A 15,858-nucleotide genomic window follows, 5' to 3' on the forward strand; every position below is an offset into this window, starting at 1 on the left:
GCTTGTAGAGTGAAAAGAAATACACTTATTCCACTAGCGATCCTATTGTCATTTTTTTCAAAAGGAGTCAACTCCATGGGTTTATTTTCAAAGTGTATATTTTCAGCTGTAGAAGGAAAAGTAATGTTAAATGGAGAACCAGTATCAGGGGCAAGAGTTAAACGTTATTATGAGTGGGGAAATATAGAAAAAGAAAACACTTTTCTTACAAAGACAAACGATGAAGGACGTTTCTCATTTAGCGAGATAAATATATCTTCTTTGTCCGCCTCACTAAATATAATTAGTCAACCAACTATAATACAGAACATAACTATAGAGCACGAAGGACGAGAATATACAGCATGGAGTTTCTTCAAGGGAAATTATGAATCTGGAGGGGAAACCGGAACATCTCCAATTGAGCTGTACTGTGATTTATCCTCTGAATTTACCAAACACAAGCTAATGTCTAAAAGAGGGGAATATCATGGAATTTGTACATTGAAAAATAAAGCGATTAGCTCATGGTCTGATACTAAGACTGATCTAAAAACCCTACCAACTAACTATAACTGCCATATGGTCCATCGCGGCTTTGTGCAGACCTTTCGCTCCTTTGAACATCATATTGACCGCTATTTAGACTGGTATTCCCCCAGCAAGATTCATCTGGTCTGCTATAGATTGGGCGACTTCACAACGCGAAACCAGGAAAGCATTAGCGGGGGTACTGTTGGATGAACAGAAACCTTCCTATTTCGCTCATTATTTTATTTTCAGTTTTCTCTACAGGAGTTAATGCCATGGGTCTGTTTTCAAAATGTATGTTCTCCGAGGTTGAGGGAGTTGTATTATTTAATGGGACACCGGTGGAAGGAGTCAAGGTGGTAAAAAGCTATAGATGGGGAAACACAAAAGAGACAAGAGAGTATCAATCTGTTACAGATTCAGATGGAAGATTCAGATTTGATGCATCTTTCAGCAATTCATTCACTTTCTCTATTTTTCCTCACGAACCTGTTTTAATTCAATACATAGTATTTAACTACAATAACAAAGAGTATTTAGGATGGAGACACTACAAAGGGGACTATAGTGAATCTGGAGAAACTGGGGTTTCACCAATAAAGCTTAAATGTGACTTATCATGGGAAGAAGAAGAGTACGAAATCCCTGGAAACCATAAGACTTACATAGGAATATGTAGGATAACCAAGGATATTTAAGGATGACTCCATTAAACCCAACATCATCATCTAATATTTCTCAAAACATCTACCAATTTTCAGAATTGGTAGAAGCCAGTCCTAACTCAAGATATTTAAACCCAACCAACAATAATTTTTTTAAGGGTCTTCCTTTAAAAGATAGAAAAGCAGCTAAGATTGGCTTTGAGAAATATGGATTCACCCCTATAGACATTTTTAGAGCTAGAACAGGAATTGTTTCTGGAGAAAGCTCCTGCTTCGGATGCATAGCTTCTGGGATGAGCAATAGCTTGGAAGAAAATCGTTTAGGCGAATCCTTGATTGCAATAAAAGGAACCAGCTCACGAGCAGATATTGCAACTGACCTAAAAACCCTACCAACAAACTTTAACGGTCATATGACCCATCGCGGCTTCGTGCAGACCTTTCGCTCCTTTGAACATCATATTGACCGCTATTTAGACTGGCATTCACCCAGTAAGATTCATCTGGTTGGCCATAGCCTGGGCGGCGCTCTGGCCACCCTTACCGCTTATCATATTGCCAAGCGGGATAGCAGCGGCAAATGCCAGATTAAACTTTATACTTTTGGTGCCCCCAGAGTCGGCTTTACCTCTTTTAATCAGGAGGTGGAGAAGCTGATTGGTAAGCAGAATATTTACCGGGTTTACCACGATGCCGATGTCGTCAGTATGGTACCAATGTTCCCCTTTTTGCATGTGCATTCTTCTGATTTTTTTGATGGCTACCGTTTGAATTGGATTAATGGGCTGGTATCCGTTCCCGCTCATTATATGAACAACTACATTGCAACAATTAGAAATGCTGATTGGGGAAATATCAAAGGCAGTATTTCAGAAAGAAAAGTGATGAACTGGCTGGATGGTCTGATTCATGCTGGAGTGGGTTTCGTCATGTTCTCTGCGCCGCTGCTGAGTATGATTACTTTGGGTTTGCACTTGATTCTTAAACATATCCACAAACTTGGAGTCAGCAGCCAATTGCCTTCCTACACTACCCCATTAGACACTTTAGCCTGGCTTTTGTATAAAGGAGCAGCGGCAGCGCTGGAGATGTCCAGATGGGTGAGAAACCTGTTGAAAGGGATACTGGCATTTTTGGGGGAACCAATGATAGGCGGTCAAAGCCTGACGGTTATTTTTATTCGGTATTTATTGGGCAGACTGGCCAGTACCATTATGCGTATGGCCACTCAGGCCCTGCAAGCCAGCCAGGCTCAATGGCAAATGCCAATCTTTAAAGCCCAGCCCAACTGGCAAAAGGATCAGGCTCAGGCCTTACGTAAAGGTGCCAGCCCCAGACAAAACGGCTACCGAATTCCGGGGCCTAACAACAGATTGGGGGGACCAAGGCGTGGACCACTGGCAATTTAGAAAACAAGTTATGACTGGGCAAAATGGCAAACAGGAAAGTTATTCAGAGGCTAACTACACTTATTCAATTTAAGCGGGTTTGACGTAACGGGACAAACCGTAATCAGGAGACGATCTCGTGGCAGGGAAAAGACAGGTATCCATAACCACCCCTTTGGGTGATGAGCTGTTGCTGGTATCCATGAGTGGCGAGGAAACCCTTGGCAGATTATTCAGATACGATGTAACCCTCTATGCAAAAAAAGAGGATATTAAAGCCACCGATCTGATTGGCCAGCAAGCCACCATTAAAGTAGAGCTGGAAAACCAGCAATACCGTTACTTTAACGGTTTTATTACGCGCTTTTCCCAACAGGGTAGAGCCACCGAAGGCTATGCCCAATACAGCGCAGAAATTCACCCCTGGCTATGGTTTTTAAACCGTACCGCAGATTGCCGTATCTTTCAGGAAATGACCGTACCGGACATTCTTAAGCAGGTGTTCGCCGACAACGGCTTTACCGACTACGAATTAAAGCTGTCCCGCAATTATCGCACCTGGGAATACTGTGTGCAGTACCGGGAATCGGATTTATTGTTTGCCATGCGCCTGATGGAGCATGAGGGTATCTATTTTTATTTCAGCCATGAACAGGACAAACATAAACTGATTCTGGCCGATGCGGCCAATGCCCATAGTCCACTGGCTGGAAAGTCCACTATTGCCTATCACCTGGCTGGCCTGTTTCAGCGCAAAGAAGACAGCAGTATCGCTAACTGGACCAGTAGCTGTGAAGTGCAAACCGGCTGCTATGCCAGCACCGACTACGACTTTAAAAAACCCAAAAGTGATCTGTCGGCCAATCGCATTATTCAGCGCCCCCATGCCCATGCCGATGCTGAGTACTTTGATTATCCTGGTGAGTACACCGAATCGGCCGATGGTGATAACTATACCCTGACCCGTATTGAAGAAATGCAGGCCGACTTTGAAGTACATCGCGGCGAAACCGATGCACGAACAATGACCTGTGGAGGTTTGTTTACCCTGAGTGAACATCCCAGAGACGACAGAAACCAGGAGTACCTGATAACCCATTGTCAGTATGAACTGAATGCCAACCCTTATGGCTCGGGCGGCGGTGGCGAACAGCCCTTTCAATGCAACTTTACCGCCATTGCCAGTAAAACGCCGTTCAGACCGGCCCGCACCACGGCCCGCCCCGTGGTACAAGGACCGCAAACTGCAGTGGTGGTAGGCCCAGCAGGTGAAGAAATCTACCCGGATAAATACGGCCGCGTTAAAGTTCAGTTTTTCTGGGACAGATACGGCCAGACAGATGAAAACAGTTCCTGCTGGATCAGGGTGGCGCAAACCTGGTCGGGTAAAGCCTGGGGAGCGCAGATTATTCCACGTATTGGCCATGAAGTGATAGTGGAGTTCCTGGAAGGCGATCCGGATAAACCTCTCATAGTTGGCAGTGTGTACAACGCCGACAATATGCCGCCTTACAGCCTGCCGGCCAATAAAACCCAGTCCGGCATTAAAACCCGCAGCTCCCCAGGCGGCAGCGCCAATAACTTCAATGAAATCCGCATGGAAGATAAAAAGGGCAATGAAGAGCTGTATATCCAGGCGGAAAAAGACGAAAACATCCTAGTTAAAAACAATAAAACCGAAACCGTTGGTGTGGATGAAACCATCGATATTGGCCATGACCGCAGCGATACCATTGGCAATGACGAAACCATTTCGGTGGGTAATAACCGTACCGAAAGCGTCGGCAACGATGAAACCATCAATATTGGCAATAACCGCACCGAAACCGTAGCCAGCAATGAAACCATCAGCATCGGCGCTAACCGCAGCCGCGATGTGGGCGGTAACGAGTCGGTCAGTATTGGTCAGTCGCGCACTCATACTGTGGCAATCAATGAAGCCATTGCCATAGGTGCAGCTCAGGAAATCGTGATTGGCGGCGCTCAGGCAGTAGAAATAGGTGCGGCACAGAATACTGATGTAGGGCTGAATCAGTTAGTGAGTGTCGGTAAAAACCGCTCGGTGGATGTAGGCGATGACGACAGTCTTAAAGTCGGAAAAAACTTAGTGATAGATGTGGGTGATGCCGTCATCATCAAATGTGGCAAAGCCAGTATTTCCATGAAAAAGGACGGCACCATTAGTATATCCGGCAAGGATATCAGTATAAAAGGCAGCGGTGTCATCGACGTTAAAGCCAGCAAAGATTTAGTGCTTAAAGGTAAGAAAATTCTGCAAAACTAAACGGCCAAACGCAGTCTCAGGGCCAGGATGAAACAAAGAGATGTAGGAGTCGACGATGTTGGAACAAGCAGACAAAATACAGAATAAACGGCCTACGGACGTTACCGTGGGCGCTTTGGTAGGCTTTAGTGCTCAAGGCCATCCATTGGTGGTTTTTGCGGGCAATCCACACCAGCAAGGCCTGGAAGCAAAGAGCACGGTGCAACTGGAAACTGACGATATTGGCTGCCATGTGGCTCTGTTATTTGAAAACGGCGATGCAAAAAAGCCGCTAATCATTGGCCGCATTGTCTCCCCCCAGCCTACTCGCAAACAAAAAACAGAAAACCAGACCCTGAGCGTAAAAATGGACGGCGATACGCTCTGCCTGCACGCCGACCAGCAGATTGAGCTCAAATGCGGCAAAGCCAGCATTACTCTAACCAAAGCTGGCAAAATTTTAATCAGAGGGGCTTATATCCTCAGTCGTTCAAGCGGAGCCAACAGAATAAAGGGTGGCGCCATCCAACTGAACTAAGCAGGGTAGTCATGGAACTGATTAACGCAACCAACATGCCGGCGGCGTACACCCAAGGGATGGATAAATCCGGCCGGGAAAGTCTGGTGGTGGTGGTTAAAGGCACCTTTACGCTGCCACTGGACGGCAGCTTGCCCAGCTTACTCGAACAACAAGCGCCGTTAGTTGAAGCCGATGTTTATCTGCAGGAACCAGGTTTGTCAGCCTGTCTGTGTGAATCTGATTTTGCCCCCTTTAAACCGCGCTGCGATGTATTACTGAATGGTTCTGCCTATGCGCCCAACGGCCAGCCGGTGAAAGAACTGGATACCCGTTTGCGGGTCGCGAATATCGATAAGACCCTGCATGTGGTGGGGAACCGCTTATGGTATGCCGATGCCGGCAGCATAGGTAAAACCTTCGCCGAACCTTTTAATGTGATGCCGCTGCATTACGGCCGAGCCTTTGGCGGCCTGGATGATTTTCATCATGATGAAAATAAACGTGATGCCTATATGGATAACCCTATAGGCCGGGGTTTTCATCGCCATCTGCAAGACAAGCTGGTGCATCACACCCCGCTTCCTAATATTGAAGAGCCAGGTCATCCGGTCAAAAAACCTGACGGGCAATACCGGCCAATGGCCTACGGGGTGGTGGGCAGAAGCTGGCCACAGCGTGCCAGATATGCCGGCACATACGACCAGAATTGGGTGGATACTGTTTTTCCGTTTCTACCTGACGATTTTAACGAAGCCTACTTCCAGGCCGCACCAACAGATCAACAGTGCCCCTATCTGCAGGGTGGCGAATGGGTGGAACTGCATAATCTTACCCCAACCGGTCTGACCCGCTTTCAGTTACCCAGCATTGCGGTGCCCGTGGTGTTTTTTAAAAAGCGCGATGAGGATCATCACACTCAAGCGGTGATTGATACCTTGTTGATTGAACCGGATTTGGGCCGGTTCAGCCTGGTTTGGCGGGTTAGTGAACCCTTAAAGCGCAATATGTTTGAGATCCCCCAGGTACTGGTAGGCAGAATGTCCAAAGCCTGGTGGCGGGCCAGAACACTGGGTAAAACCTACTATCCTGGCCTGAATAAAATAGGCAGCACGGAGGCCGAACATGAGTGACAGACCATTGGCTATTACCGCCACCGGCATGGTCACCGGGGTCGGACTGGATACTTACAGCAGTTGCGCAGCCATTAGAGCTGCTATTGATAATTTTCAAGAAACGCAGTTCATAGACGATGGTGGCGAGAAGTTAATGGGTTGCCAGGTGTCCCTTGGTGAAGCGTGGCGAGGCACCCGTAAACTTGCCAAAATGTTAGCAAGTACACTGACCGAATGTGCCAAGCAGAGGGGGCTTTCTCTTCAACAAGTCCCTGTGTTGATCTGCCTTGCTGAACCAGATAGACCAGGGCAACTCCCCAACCATGGCAACAGAGTGTACTTTGAAACTGAACAGGAGTTGGGGTTTGCTTTTCATCCAGAGTCAAGAGTTATCAAGCAGGGCCGAGTAGGGAGCCTGTTAGCCCTCAAGTTAGCCAGGGAAATGATTTATGAGGACAAACTCCAGCATGTAATCATCGCAGGAGTAGATAGCCTACTAAGTGCGTCAGCTTTACGCCATTTTGAACAATCTGCGCGATTGTTAACCAGCAAACACTCAGACGGTTTTATTCCCGGAGAAGCCGCAGCAGCCATTCTGGTGCAAGCCCCTGAGGCCAAGCAGATAAGCCAACTACTATGTTTAGGGTTAGGTTTCGGACAGGAGTTGGCAACCATTGACTCTGAGCAGCCTCTTCGCGCAGATGGGTTGGTAACAGCCATAAAAGAATCACTCGCTGATGCAAATAGAAAGATGGAAGATCTCGACTTTCGTATTGTTGATGTGTCCGGTGAACAGTATTGGTTTAAAGAGACAAGTCTGGCATTGCTCAGAACCCTACACATCCCCCAGCCTGAATTTGACATCTGGCATCCAACAGACTGTATAGGCGAGGTAGGTGCCGCGATAGGTTTGATCAATCTGGCAGTAATCAAGGTGGCCGCAGAAAAAGGCTATGCAAAAGGACACCAAGTCCTTGCTCATATCAGTAACTGGGATAGTCAAAGAGCAGCTGCAGTGCTCTCGTATAGCAAATGGGAATGTTAAATGGCCAATAAAGTCTTCGCTAATACCAGGGAAATAGCCTGCAAAGCAGCCAAAGGAAAAACCATCTGTGCCTTTCCTGATGTGTGTTTTACCCCACCTGACAAAGTACCGCCTACTCCTCCTGGCATTCCTATTCCCTATCCCAATACCGGTATGGCTTCTGATACCACACAGGGCAGTAAGAAAGTGCAAATCAGCAACAAGGAAATAGTGCTGAAGAATAAATCATATTTTAAACAGAGTACCGGCGACGAAGCAGGCTGTGCCCAAAAAAAAGGGGTTATTACCAGTAAGACTAAAGGAAAAGTGTACTTCCAGATGTGGTCAATGGATGTCAAGGTCGAAGGCATGAACGTTGCTCGCCATTTAGATATGACCACCAACAACCACGCTTCTCAGCCAGGTGACACGCCGCCATGGCCATATGTCGATTCAATGGCAATGAATGCTGAGCAAAAAAAAGCCTGCAACAAAGATAAAAAGAAAGAGAAACAGGCTTGTGAAGAGTACAAGCCTCATAAAAAGGATGGCTTGGATGTGTGCGCTGAAGCCGGTCTTGCGGGTGATATCTCCCGCAATAAAGGCACGGCCACACGCAGGGCCAACCAAGCCAATGCTAATAAATGTGCTGCTGCCAGACGTTGTCAACTGCTGCCTTACAATGCCAAGCCTAGAGATGGTATCAATGGCTGTTGCCCGGCACAAACACCAGATCATATCGTCCCCAAGAGTTCATTCTTTGTTGATTCAGTCAGTGATGGGACCAAAGTGGATGGCTGGGACAATTACAACATGGACGAAGCACCTTGCATGTGTCTTGAAGGTGCCAACAATACACATGGCAGCCATGGGCTAAGACATGCGCATCACAAAGCATTTAGTGATGCAGCGAAAGGCGAAATGGTGGCGTTTAAGAAAGAAGCGGCACATTGTGCGGAAGGTGCCAAAGCTGTAGCTCCTCAATGTGAACAAAAATGTATCGAGGCGCAGCTGGCCAATGGTCATAAAGGTATGGGGGACCAAAGGAAGAAAGTGAAGCACTCTCCAAGCGGCCCCGATCAGACACAGGAAGAGATTAATGCAGCGATCAGTCAGCAGGCTGCATCAGCAAATAACACTGCCAGGTAATTTAATGTCTAACAAGATGGAGAAAACATGTCAGACAACTTCTTAGACTCGAGATACTTAGTCCAAGGCGCAGCGCGCTATGCAGATTTAGTCTATCTGATTAGCAAGGCCCGCGGATTAGCAGACGACGACGTTCCACACAGCAGTATTATAGCCATGGACAGGGATAAATGGGCCGACGCATTCAACACTAACTGGAATGCCACCGCTATTGCGATTAGTAAGAAACCATCAGAAAAAATGGTATTAATAGGTGAAGATGGGCAGGTATGCAGCTATGTTGGCGGGGTTAGAACCGACGAGAAAAGCTTAGCAAATGCCCCTATGATACGATCTGCATCTAGTATTGGTGGATACGTTTATGCCTGCGGCATGAAACGACAGGTGTTTAAAAGGGTCGACGAAAACCGATGGACTGATCTGAGCGCTCCCATGCCCGGGAAAAGTGAACGGGCAGGTTTTGAAGCAATTTCAGGCTATTCAGAAAAAGAGATCTATGCAGTAGGTTGGAATGGTGAAATCTGGAAGTTTGATGGTTCACAATGGGTAAACTTCGACGGTTTGACAAACCTGATTTTAACCTCGGTTTGCTGCGCAGATGATGGACAGGTCTATGTTGCCGGGCAACAAGGCACTTTGCTAATTGGTCGCAATGAACAATGGCAGCAAGTGGAATTTGAGGACGGTGAAAACGAAGATTTCTGGGGTCTGAGTTACTTTCAAGGGCGCCTTTATCTGTCAACTATGACCAACCTTTATACGCTGCAGGACCAGCGCCTTATACCGGTTGATTTGGGTGACCTAAACTGTTCGACATTCTTCGCCCTGACCCATGCCGAACAAGTCCTATGGTCTGTTGGTAGCCATGATCTCCTTGCCTATGATGGTAAACAATGGCGAGCATACAAGTAAACGGGAACTCAATATGTCCTTGCCATCACCAACATTGTCGATTGTATTGGATCGCCATCTGGAAGATGCAACCTTTCTTTTCCTTCAATGGGATGCAGCCGTCAACGAACCCCACCATAATTTAAATGACCTGGAACAGTTAGAAGAAAGACTGAATGCTCACCTTGATGGATTGCAAGTGGCCGGGGAGATAGCCTGGCAACCTACCCTGACAGCGACACAGACTGGTGAACCGGGTGAGATATTTGTCGCTGCATGGTTGGCTACACTTGAGTTGGATAGCAAAAAACTCGACCAAGTCCTCTCCACCAGCCAACCACATCAAGACACTATCAATGCCTTGGTATCAGCCATTGCCTGGTACCCACTGGAATACACTCGCCCCTGGCTTACTGCCTTCATTGCTGCAAATGATCCGCTCTACCAGGCTCTAGGTTTGGCACTCTTTACGCATTATCGGGTTGACCCTGGACAATCATTAGTACAGGCGCTGGAGACACCCCATGCATTAACACTATCCCCTGCGCTGCGAGCAATTGGAGAACTGAAACGACAGGACCTGCAAGCAATTTTGACTTTATTTACTCAGAATGAAAATCCAGACCTGGCCTATTTGGCCAATTGGTCGGCGGCCCTTCTTGGTGATTGGTCGGCCGTCGCTAATCTAACCCAGCTAGCGTTACAAAATACCCCACACGCAGAGCAAGCGATTAAGCTGGCGGCCAGAAAACTTAGTCATATTGAACGTAAAAACTTGCTGGAAACCTTATCGGAGAATGCCGACACAACCAGATTAGCTATACAGGGCATGGGGTACAGCGGCGATCCATTCTGGCTGCCAGTCATTCTGAAACATATGCATGACCTTAACCTGGCACGCGTAGCCGGCGAAGCCTTTTCACTGATAACCGGACTGGATTTGGCCTATCTGGATATGGACAGAGACTGGCCGGAGGGTTTTGAAAGCGGTCCCAATGAAGACCCCTTGGATGACAATGTTGAACTGGATGCCGACCTCAATCTGCCCTGGCCAGACTCGGCCAAAATACAGGAGTGGTGGCAAGCCAATGCAGCTCAGTTTACATCTGGTCAGCGCTACTTGTGCGGAAAACCCATCGACAAAACCCAGTGCTACCAGGTGTTAAAAAACGGCTACCAAAGACAACGCCATGCTGCCGCGCTGGAACTGGCGTTAATGGGGGAGCCTTACTTCAATGTCTGTGCGCCGGCTAAGCGGCAAAAAGCCCTGTTGGAACACATCGCGAATGCTGACTAACTACCTGCCCTGGTTATTCCTGGCCCTTGCGGTGGTCTTTGCCGCTCTGTGGCTTAAAGAGCGTCGGGCAGGTAGTACCAGCATCAAAGCCACAAACAGACTGAAGTTAGCGGCCGCTTTTTTTATCGTGGCCTTAATTCTACTTTATCCATTCACTTAACGGCGCAGTGGTAAGGTATCGTCCAGTGGCAGGGTATCTTTGTATTGTCCGGTCTGTTCCAGGTCTGACAGCCCTTCAGTAACGTCAACCATGACCAGGGTAATGTTGTCTCTGGCATGTCTCTGCAAGGCACTTTGCATCAAGTCTTCAGCCAGCTCAGGTAACGTCGGTTGCAGCAACATTCCCCCTAGTTCGGCATCGCCCATCACTTTGTTCAGGCCATCGGTACAAAGTAAAAATCTGTCACCTGGCAAACGTTCAAAGGAAAGCAAATCTAAATGCACTTCGTCATTGGCACCAATTGCACGGGTAATAACATTGGCAGCAGGGTGTATTGCCGCCTGCTCAGAGGTGAGCAGGCCTGCCTGGACCATTTCTTCCACTTGGCTGTGATCCCGGGTGAGCTGCGTAAAGCGCCCCTGGCGTAAGCGATAAATACGGCTGTCGCCGGCCCACAAACAATGCGCCAGTTTGTCATCAAACAACAATACGGCCACCGTGCTGCCAATCACACTGGCACCAGGCAACTGTTCGGCCATGCTAACCAATTTGTGGTTTACCAGTGACATACGTTCTTCTATTTGCTCTGGCCTGAGAGGAAAACTATGCATATTTACCAAAGCGTTGAGATAGTCAACTATCAGGGCGCTGGCGGTATCCCCCTTCTCATGCCCCCCCATACCATCAGCTACGCACCACAAGCCCGCTTGCGGAGCATCCAAGAAGTTGTCTTCGTTTATTTTTCTGATATTACCAACATGTGTCTTGGCAAAAGACGTCCAGGCGTTTTTATTCATTAGGCCTCTATTTGTTTCAATTCCCTGAAAAAGCAATAGCCACCAGCAAAAGCACCGCCTATTACTGGAGCTTGCCTATAGTAAAGTACATATCTGTCGGCTTTGCCTGTCATTTATCTAATGATTTCTTACAGATAAACCGAATGTAGTTGAATTTGCTGACTAACAGAGCTACACATTTTAGACTTAGTAGTCTGTATAAAAAAGGAACATTGTCGGTGACGGACATATTAGACAAGACCATAGATCGCTACGAAATCAAGGAAGCTATTGGCGAAGGTGCCATGGCCAAGGTGTATCGTGCCTTTGATCCCGAGATTAACCGCTCAGTAGCATTCAAGGTACTTAAGGAAGACTTCTGTGTGGATCAGGAGTACCTCGCTCGATTTATGCGCGAAGCCAAAGCGGCTGGGGCACTCAATCACCCGAATATTGTAACGGTCTTCGATGTCGGTAAGGTAGAAAACTCGCCTTACATTATGATGGAACTACTCAGTGGTAAGGATTTAGGTGATGTTCTTAAAGAGAAGGGCAAGTTGCCACTGGCCGATACACTGAAAATTGGTATTCAACTGGCCAATGCCCTAGATTATGCCCACAAGGCTGGCGTTGTGCACCGGGATATTAAACCAGACAACATCATTGTAATGCCAGACGGTGTATCGATAAAAGTGGCTGATTTTGGTATTGCACGAATGGGTGAAAATGAGGAGGCAATGAAAACCCAGGTGGGTTCGGTGTTAGGTACGCCGCGTTATATGTCTCCTGAGCAGGCCCTCGCTCAATCCGTAGATGGCCGTTCAGACCTATTTTCTGTTGGTGTCATTCTGTATGAGATGCTGTCTGGGGTGAAAGCGTTTGATGCCTCAAACATAGGCACACTGATGACACAGATCACCCAGATGCAACCGGCGCCAATTAAAAAGCATCGCCCTGATGTGCCCGCAGGTGTGCAACAAATCATTGCAAAACTCCTTAACAAGTTACCAGGTAAACGCTTTCAGGATGGCGCTATACTGGCCAACGCCCTGCGCAAAGAATTGGCCGCCTTGCATGAACAAGAGAAAGAGCAAAAAAAGCACAAATACCTGCCTTTAAAAGTGCGATGGGCACTTTCCATGGGCGCTATTGTTGCGCTGGTATTGCTGATTAGCGTCAACATTGTATTTAGTATCCAGTCCAAAGCACTGACTAATCAAGCGGTAGACTCAGGTTCCTCCTTCGCTAAATTTATCGCCATAGAGACTGTGGTGCCATTGCTCAGTGAGGACTGGATTACCCTGGAAACCTTTATCAATGATGCCAGTAACAGAGAGACTTTCAGTTATCTGATTGTAATGGACAGGTTTGGCGTTATTCGGGGAGCAAGTAATAACAATTTGATAGGCACCAATTATCAGGACAACCAGGAAGCGGAATTAGTAGCTGAACGCAGCGGTGTCAAGGTAAGCAGTGAAGCCATGGAAAATGGTGAGAAGGTCTTCAATATTTCCACTCCCGTTTTGTTTCAGGACACCGAAGTAGGGCAGATTGTTTTAGGGTTGTCACAACAGAGTCTGGAAGAAGTAAAGAGTGTTACCGGATGGCTGATGTTTGCCCTGGCTCTGGTCACAATCTCTTCCGTGGTGCTGATGTTGTTTATTTTTGGTGCGCTGGTTGCCAGGCCATTCAGAGTGCTGAACGAAGCACTACATGCTGTAGCAGAAGGCGATTTAGACCAGCGTATTTCTTTAACCAGAAACGACGAGATTGGTGAACTGTTCGAAAGCTTCAACCATATGGCGGCCTCTTTACAGTCGGCACAGGCACTTGAATTGGCAGATAGCAAACCCGAAGAAGTAGCTACGCAAAGTGAGCCGCGCACCTCTGAACAACCCGAATCTGAACAGTTAAATCCGGTAGAGTCGGTTGAGTCGGTTGAGTCGGTTGAGTCGGTTGAGTCGGTTGAGTCGGTTGAGTCGGTTGAGTCGGTTGAGTCGGTTGAGTCGGTTGAGTCGGTTGAGTCGGTTGAGTCGGTTGAGTCGGTTGAGTCGTCAGACAGTATGGAACAAACCCAGGTGCAGAAAAAAGGCGTTTCCCGCACCACACGAAAGAAGAAACCTCAGGCAAACGCCAAAGACGATGCGGCGAATATGGATAAAACTCAAATTGCCAGTACTAGCGGTAATGATGAGCCAGACATGGAAAGTGACAAAACAGTAATAGGCCAAAGCATGCTGAAGAACTCACAGTGACATCAAGACTAGCAATACTGATTTTGTGCATTCTGTTGTCGGGATGCACCATCAGCAATAGAAAACTGATCGCACAAAGTGATCATTTCTGGATCGTAGAAACCAGACACAATGACAGTTTCCCAGCATTGGCGCAGGACTACCTTGATGACCCTGCACTGGCATCGGTCATTGCCAGATACAATCCGGGCCAGTCTTTGCAAACGGGGACATTGGTGGCCATTCCCAGAAAAAACCTCAATCCAGCCGCAGTTTATACGCAGGGAGTGCAAGTCGTTCCGATACTTTGTTACCACCAATTTACCCAAAAAGATAAAAGCACCAATAGTATGGTAGTGACCGCCAGGGCCTTCGAGAAGCAAATGGCTTATCTGAAAGAGCATGGGTATCAGGTAGTCACTCTGGATGACGTAGCAGATTTCCTCAATGGCGAGAAAAATCTACCAGATAAAGCCGTTGTTATTACAATCGACGACGGTTACGCCAGCTACTACCAAGTCGCTTACCCAATATTAAAAAAATATGGCTACCCCTCCACTTTGTTTGTCTATACCGACTTTGTTGGTATAGGCCGTTCTCTGAGTTGGCAGCAAATCAATGAATTGAACGAAGATCCACAGGTCAGTATTCAGTCGCATTCCAAAAGTCATAGTAATCTGGCGGCATCACAGGATGAAACTACTAATGACTACCTATTTCGACTAACACAAGAGGTGGAAAAGCCAGATCAGATTCTGCGGCACAAAACGCAAAAGGATATTAGTCATTTTGCATATCCTTATGGCAATAGCAGCCCGGAACTGGTGAAGTTGCTGAAAGATCGGGATTACCAATTGGCATTAACGGTACGTAAAGGCAGCAACCCCAGCTTTGCAGCCCCCTATTTACTGCGTAGAACCATGATTTATGGGCAAGACAGCCTGAATGGCTTTAGCAGCAAATTGGAGGTATTCAGGCAAATGAATTTGAAGTAAAGGTGCAATGACTTTCAAAATCGCCCTGCTATGTAGCATCGTATTAGGCCTTGCTGGTTGTGCCAGCCCTGTTGGCAACGTCTTCCCATTGGAAGAGCGCAAGTTGCAGGCAAAAGCACTGGAAAAGCGCCAGCAGTTGGCTGAAGCATTATTACAATGGGAGATTATTCAATCGGTCAATAGCAACGATCAAGATGCTGTTATCGCTATATCCAAATTGAAAAATGAAATCCACCTGAGTCTGCAAAAACACTATGCCAGCTTGAAAAAAGCCGAAGTAGAGGAAGACATACAAGAGCAACGACTGTTGCTATTGAAGATCTTAGCCCTGAACCCGACTGACTCTGAGGCAATGGCATCTTTGCGTAAGCTGGAATGGCAGGACGCCTACCAGGCTGCCAGCGATAAAAGCGCCAGCATGGCTAACTGGCGTATTGAAAAGCCAGTAACAAAAGACAGCGTCGCAAGACTAAAGCAGCCGTCAACCAATCTGCCGAAGCGAGAAAAAACACAGCAATCTCTGCAGCAACGCAGCACTCAGGAGCGTATTGATCGGTTGTTGCAACAAGCAGAGCAAAAGTTACAAGGTCAACAATGGGCACAGGCCGGTGAAATCCTGCAACAGCTATCCGATTTCAATGGTACGTCCAGTTTGCAGACCAGCAAATTAATCAATATGAAGAAGCAACTCTCGGCTCAATACTACTCACAAGGTATGCGGGTGCTTACATCTGACATAGACCAAGCTATTGATGATCTACAAACCAGTCTTTGGTATGACCCAGACAATACCAAGGCCCGTTTACAACTTTCCCGGGCCAGCAAAATGAAGCAGAATCTGGAGGAAATTCGCAATCCTAAATAAGTGACTGTT

The 15,858-nt window shown here is 47.3% G+C and carries 15 protein-coding genes; 14 read left to right on the top strand and 1 reads right to left on the bottom strand.

All coding sequences use genetic code 11. The features are described 5' to 3' along the window. The first annotated feature begins 75 nt into the window (after positions 1 to 75). The 11 genes from ABD028_RS12075 to ABD028_RS12125 all read left to right on the top strand — a co-directional run bounded on the left by ABD028_RS12075 (position 76) and on the right by ABD028_RS12125 (position 10,979). Positions 76 to 723, top strand: a complete 648-nt coding sequence (locus tag ABD028_RS12075; protein ID WP_343845140.1) for a DUF6795 domain-containing protein — start codon at positions 76 to 78, stop codon at positions 721 to 723. Continuing rightward, positions 720 to 1,208 (top strand): DUF6795 domain-containing protein, encoded by a 489-nt coding sequence (locus ABD028_RS12080; RefSeq protein ID WP_343845141.1) that lies wholly within the window; start codon positions 720 to 722, stop codon positions 1,206 to 1,208. The genes ABD028_RS12075 and ABD028_RS12080 overlap by 4 nt, the downstream gene beginning before the upstream one ends. A gap of 2 nt (positions 1,209 to 1,210) precedes the next feature. Then, entirely contained in the window at positions 1,211 to 2,584 is a 1,374-nt protein-coding gene (locus ABD028_RS12085) for a lipase family protein (protein WP_343845142.1), read from the top strand. A 118-nt stretch (positions 2,585 to 2,702) separates the two neighbouring features. Beyond that, on the top strand, positions 2,703 to 4,847 hold the full coding sequence (locus ABD028_RS12090; protein WP_343845143.1) for a type VI secretion system Vgr family protein: 2,145 nt from the start codon (positions 2,703 to 2,705) through the stop codon (positions 4,845 to 4,847). 55 nt (positions 4,848 to 4,902) lie between these two features. Beyond that, positions 4,903 to 5,364 carry a DUF6484 domain-containing protein gene (locus tag ABD028_RS12095; protein WP_102794756.1) on the top strand — a complete coding sequence of 154 codons (462 nt, stop codon included), beginning with the start codon at positions 4,903 to 4,905 and terminating at the stop codon, positions 5,362 to 5,364. Between the two features lie 11 nt (positions 5,365 to 5,375). Further along, a complete protein-coding gene (locus ABD028_RS12100; RefSeq protein WP_343845146.1) occupies positions 5,376 to 6,476 on the top strand; it encodes a DUF2169 family type VI secretion system accessory protein in 1,101 nt (366 codons plus the stop codon). Then, complete coding sequence (locus ABD028_RS12105; protein ID WP_343845148.1) at positions 6,469 to 7,503, top strand: beta-ketoacyl synthase N-terminal-like domain-containing protein; 1,035 nt, start codon at positions 6,469 to 6,471, stop codon at positions 7,501 to 7,503. Before ABD028_RS12100 ends, ABD028_RS12105 begins: the two co-directional genes overlap by 8 nt. After that, positions 7,504 to 8,631 (top strand): PAAR-like domain-containing protein, encoded by a 1,128-nt coding sequence (locus ABD028_RS12110; protein ID WP_343845150.1) that lies wholly within the window; start codon positions 7,504 to 7,506, stop codon positions 8,629 to 8,631. It abuts the gene before it with no gap. Between the two features lie 27 nt (positions 8,632 to 8,658). Continuing rightward, the gene (locus ABD028_RS12115) at positions 8,659 to 9,543 is read left to right on the top strand and encodes a beta propeller repeat protein (RefSeq protein ID WP_343845152.1); all 885 of its coding nucleotides are present in this window, start codon (positions 8,659 to 8,661) and stop codon (positions 9,541 to 9,543) included. Between the two features lie 13 nt (positions 9,544 to 9,556). Further along, positions 9,557 to 10,819: a TIGR02270 family protein gene (locus ABD028_RS12120; RefSeq protein ID WP_343845154.1), complete on the top strand. Its 1,263-nt coding sequence runs from the start codon at positions 9,557 to 9,559 to the stop codon at positions 10,817 to 10,819. Then, the gene (locus ABD028_RS12125; protein WP_343845155.1) at positions 10,809 to 10,979 is read left to right on the top strand and encodes a hypothetical protein; all 171 of its coding nucleotides are present in this window, start codon (positions 10,809 to 10,811) and stop codon (positions 10,977 to 10,979) included. The genes ABD028_RS12120 and ABD028_RS12125 overlap by 11 nt, the downstream gene beginning before the upstream one ends. On the opposite strand, the gene ABD028_RS12130 is transcribed toward ABD028_RS12125, so the two are convergent. Next, positions 10,976 to 11,776, bottom strand: a complete 801-nt coding sequence (locus ABD028_RS12130) for a PP2C family protein-serine/threonine phosphatase (protein WP_102794762.1) — start codon at positions 11,774 to 11,776, stop codon at positions 10,976 to 10,978. The genes ABD028_RS12125 and ABD028_RS12130 overlap by 4 nt on opposite strands. Positions 11,777 to 11,994: 218 nt before the next feature. Here ABD028_RS12130 and ABD028_RS12135 point away from each other — a divergent pair, with 218 nt between their 5' ends. From ABD028_RS12135 to ABD028_RS12145, 3 genes are read left to right on the top strand one after another with little or no spacing between them, the layout of a single operon-like run. After that, a complete protein-coding gene (locus ABD028_RS12135) occupies positions 11,995 to 14,010 on the top strand; it encodes a protein kinase domain-containing protein (protein ID WP_343845157.1) in 2,016 nt (671 codons plus the stop codon). Next, positions 14,007 to 14,984 (top strand): polysaccharide deacetylase family protein, encoded by a 978-nt coding sequence (locus ABD028_RS12140; protein ID WP_146027092.1) that lies wholly within the window; start codon positions 14,007 to 14,009, stop codon positions 14,982 to 14,984. The genes ABD028_RS12135 and ABD028_RS12140 overlap by 4 nt, the downstream gene beginning before the upstream one ends. Before the next feature lie 7 nt (positions 14,985 to 14,991). Further along, complete coding sequence (locus tag ABD028_RS12145) at positions 14,992 to 15,849, top strand: hypothetical protein (protein ID WP_343845160.1); 858 nt, start codon at positions 14,992 to 14,994, stop codon at positions 15,847 to 15,849. Positions 15,850 to 15,858 lie beyond the last annotated feature (9 nt).

This window comes from Bowmanella denitrificans, assembly GCF_039522935.1.
In the GTDB taxonomy this organism is placed as follows: Bacteria; Pseudomonadota; Gammaproteobacteria; order Enterobacterales; family Alteromonadaceae; genus Bowmanella; species Bowmanella denitrificans.

Coding starts and splice junctions, on each gene's coding strand:
- ABD028_RS12145 (WP_343845160.1), top strand. CDS start 14,992: ATGACTTTCAAAATCGCCCTGCTATGTAGCATCGTATTAGGCCTTGCT.
- ABD028_RS12095 (WP_102794756.1), top strand. CDS start 4,903: ATGTTGGAACAAGCAGACAAAATACAGAATAAACGGCCTACGGACGTT.
- ABD028_RS12110 (WP_343845150.1), top strand. CDS start 7,504: ATGGCCAATAAAGTCTTCGCTAATACCAGGGAAATAGCCTGCAAAGCA.
- ABD028_RS12080 (WP_343845141.1), top strand. CDS start 720: ATGAACAGAAACCTTCCTATTTCGCTCATTATTTTATTTTCAGTTTTC.
- ABD028_RS12085 (WP_343845142.1), top strand. CDS start 1,211: ATGACTCCATTAAACCCAACATCATCATCTAATATTTCTCAAAACATC.
- ABD028_RS12105 (WP_343845148.1), top strand. CDS start 6,469: ATGAGTGACAGACCATTGGCTATTACCGCCACCGGCATGGTCACCGGG.
- ABD028_RS12115 (WP_343845152.1), top strand. CDS start 8,659: ATGTCAGACAACTTCTTAGACTCGAGATACTTAGTCCAAGGCGCAGCG.
- ABD028_RS12120 (WP_343845154.1), top strand. CDS start 9,557: ATGTCCTTGCCATCACCAACATTGTCGATTGTATTGGATCGCCATCTG.
- ABD028_RS12130 (WP_102794762.1), bottom strand. CDS start 11,776: ATGAATAAAAACGCCTGGACGTCTTTTGCCAAGACACATGTTGGTAAT.
- ABD028_RS12075 (WP_343845140.1), top strand. CDS start 76: ATGGGTTTATTTTCAAAGTGTATATTTTCAGCTGTAGAAGGAAAAGTA.
- ABD028_RS12125 (WP_343845155.1), top strand. CDS start 10,809: ATGCTGACTAACTACCTGCCCTGGTTATTCCTGGCCCTTGCGGTGGTC.
- ABD028_RS12100 (WP_343845146.1), top strand. CDS start 5,376: ATGGAACTGATTAACGCAACCAACATGCCGGCGGCGTACACCCAAGGG.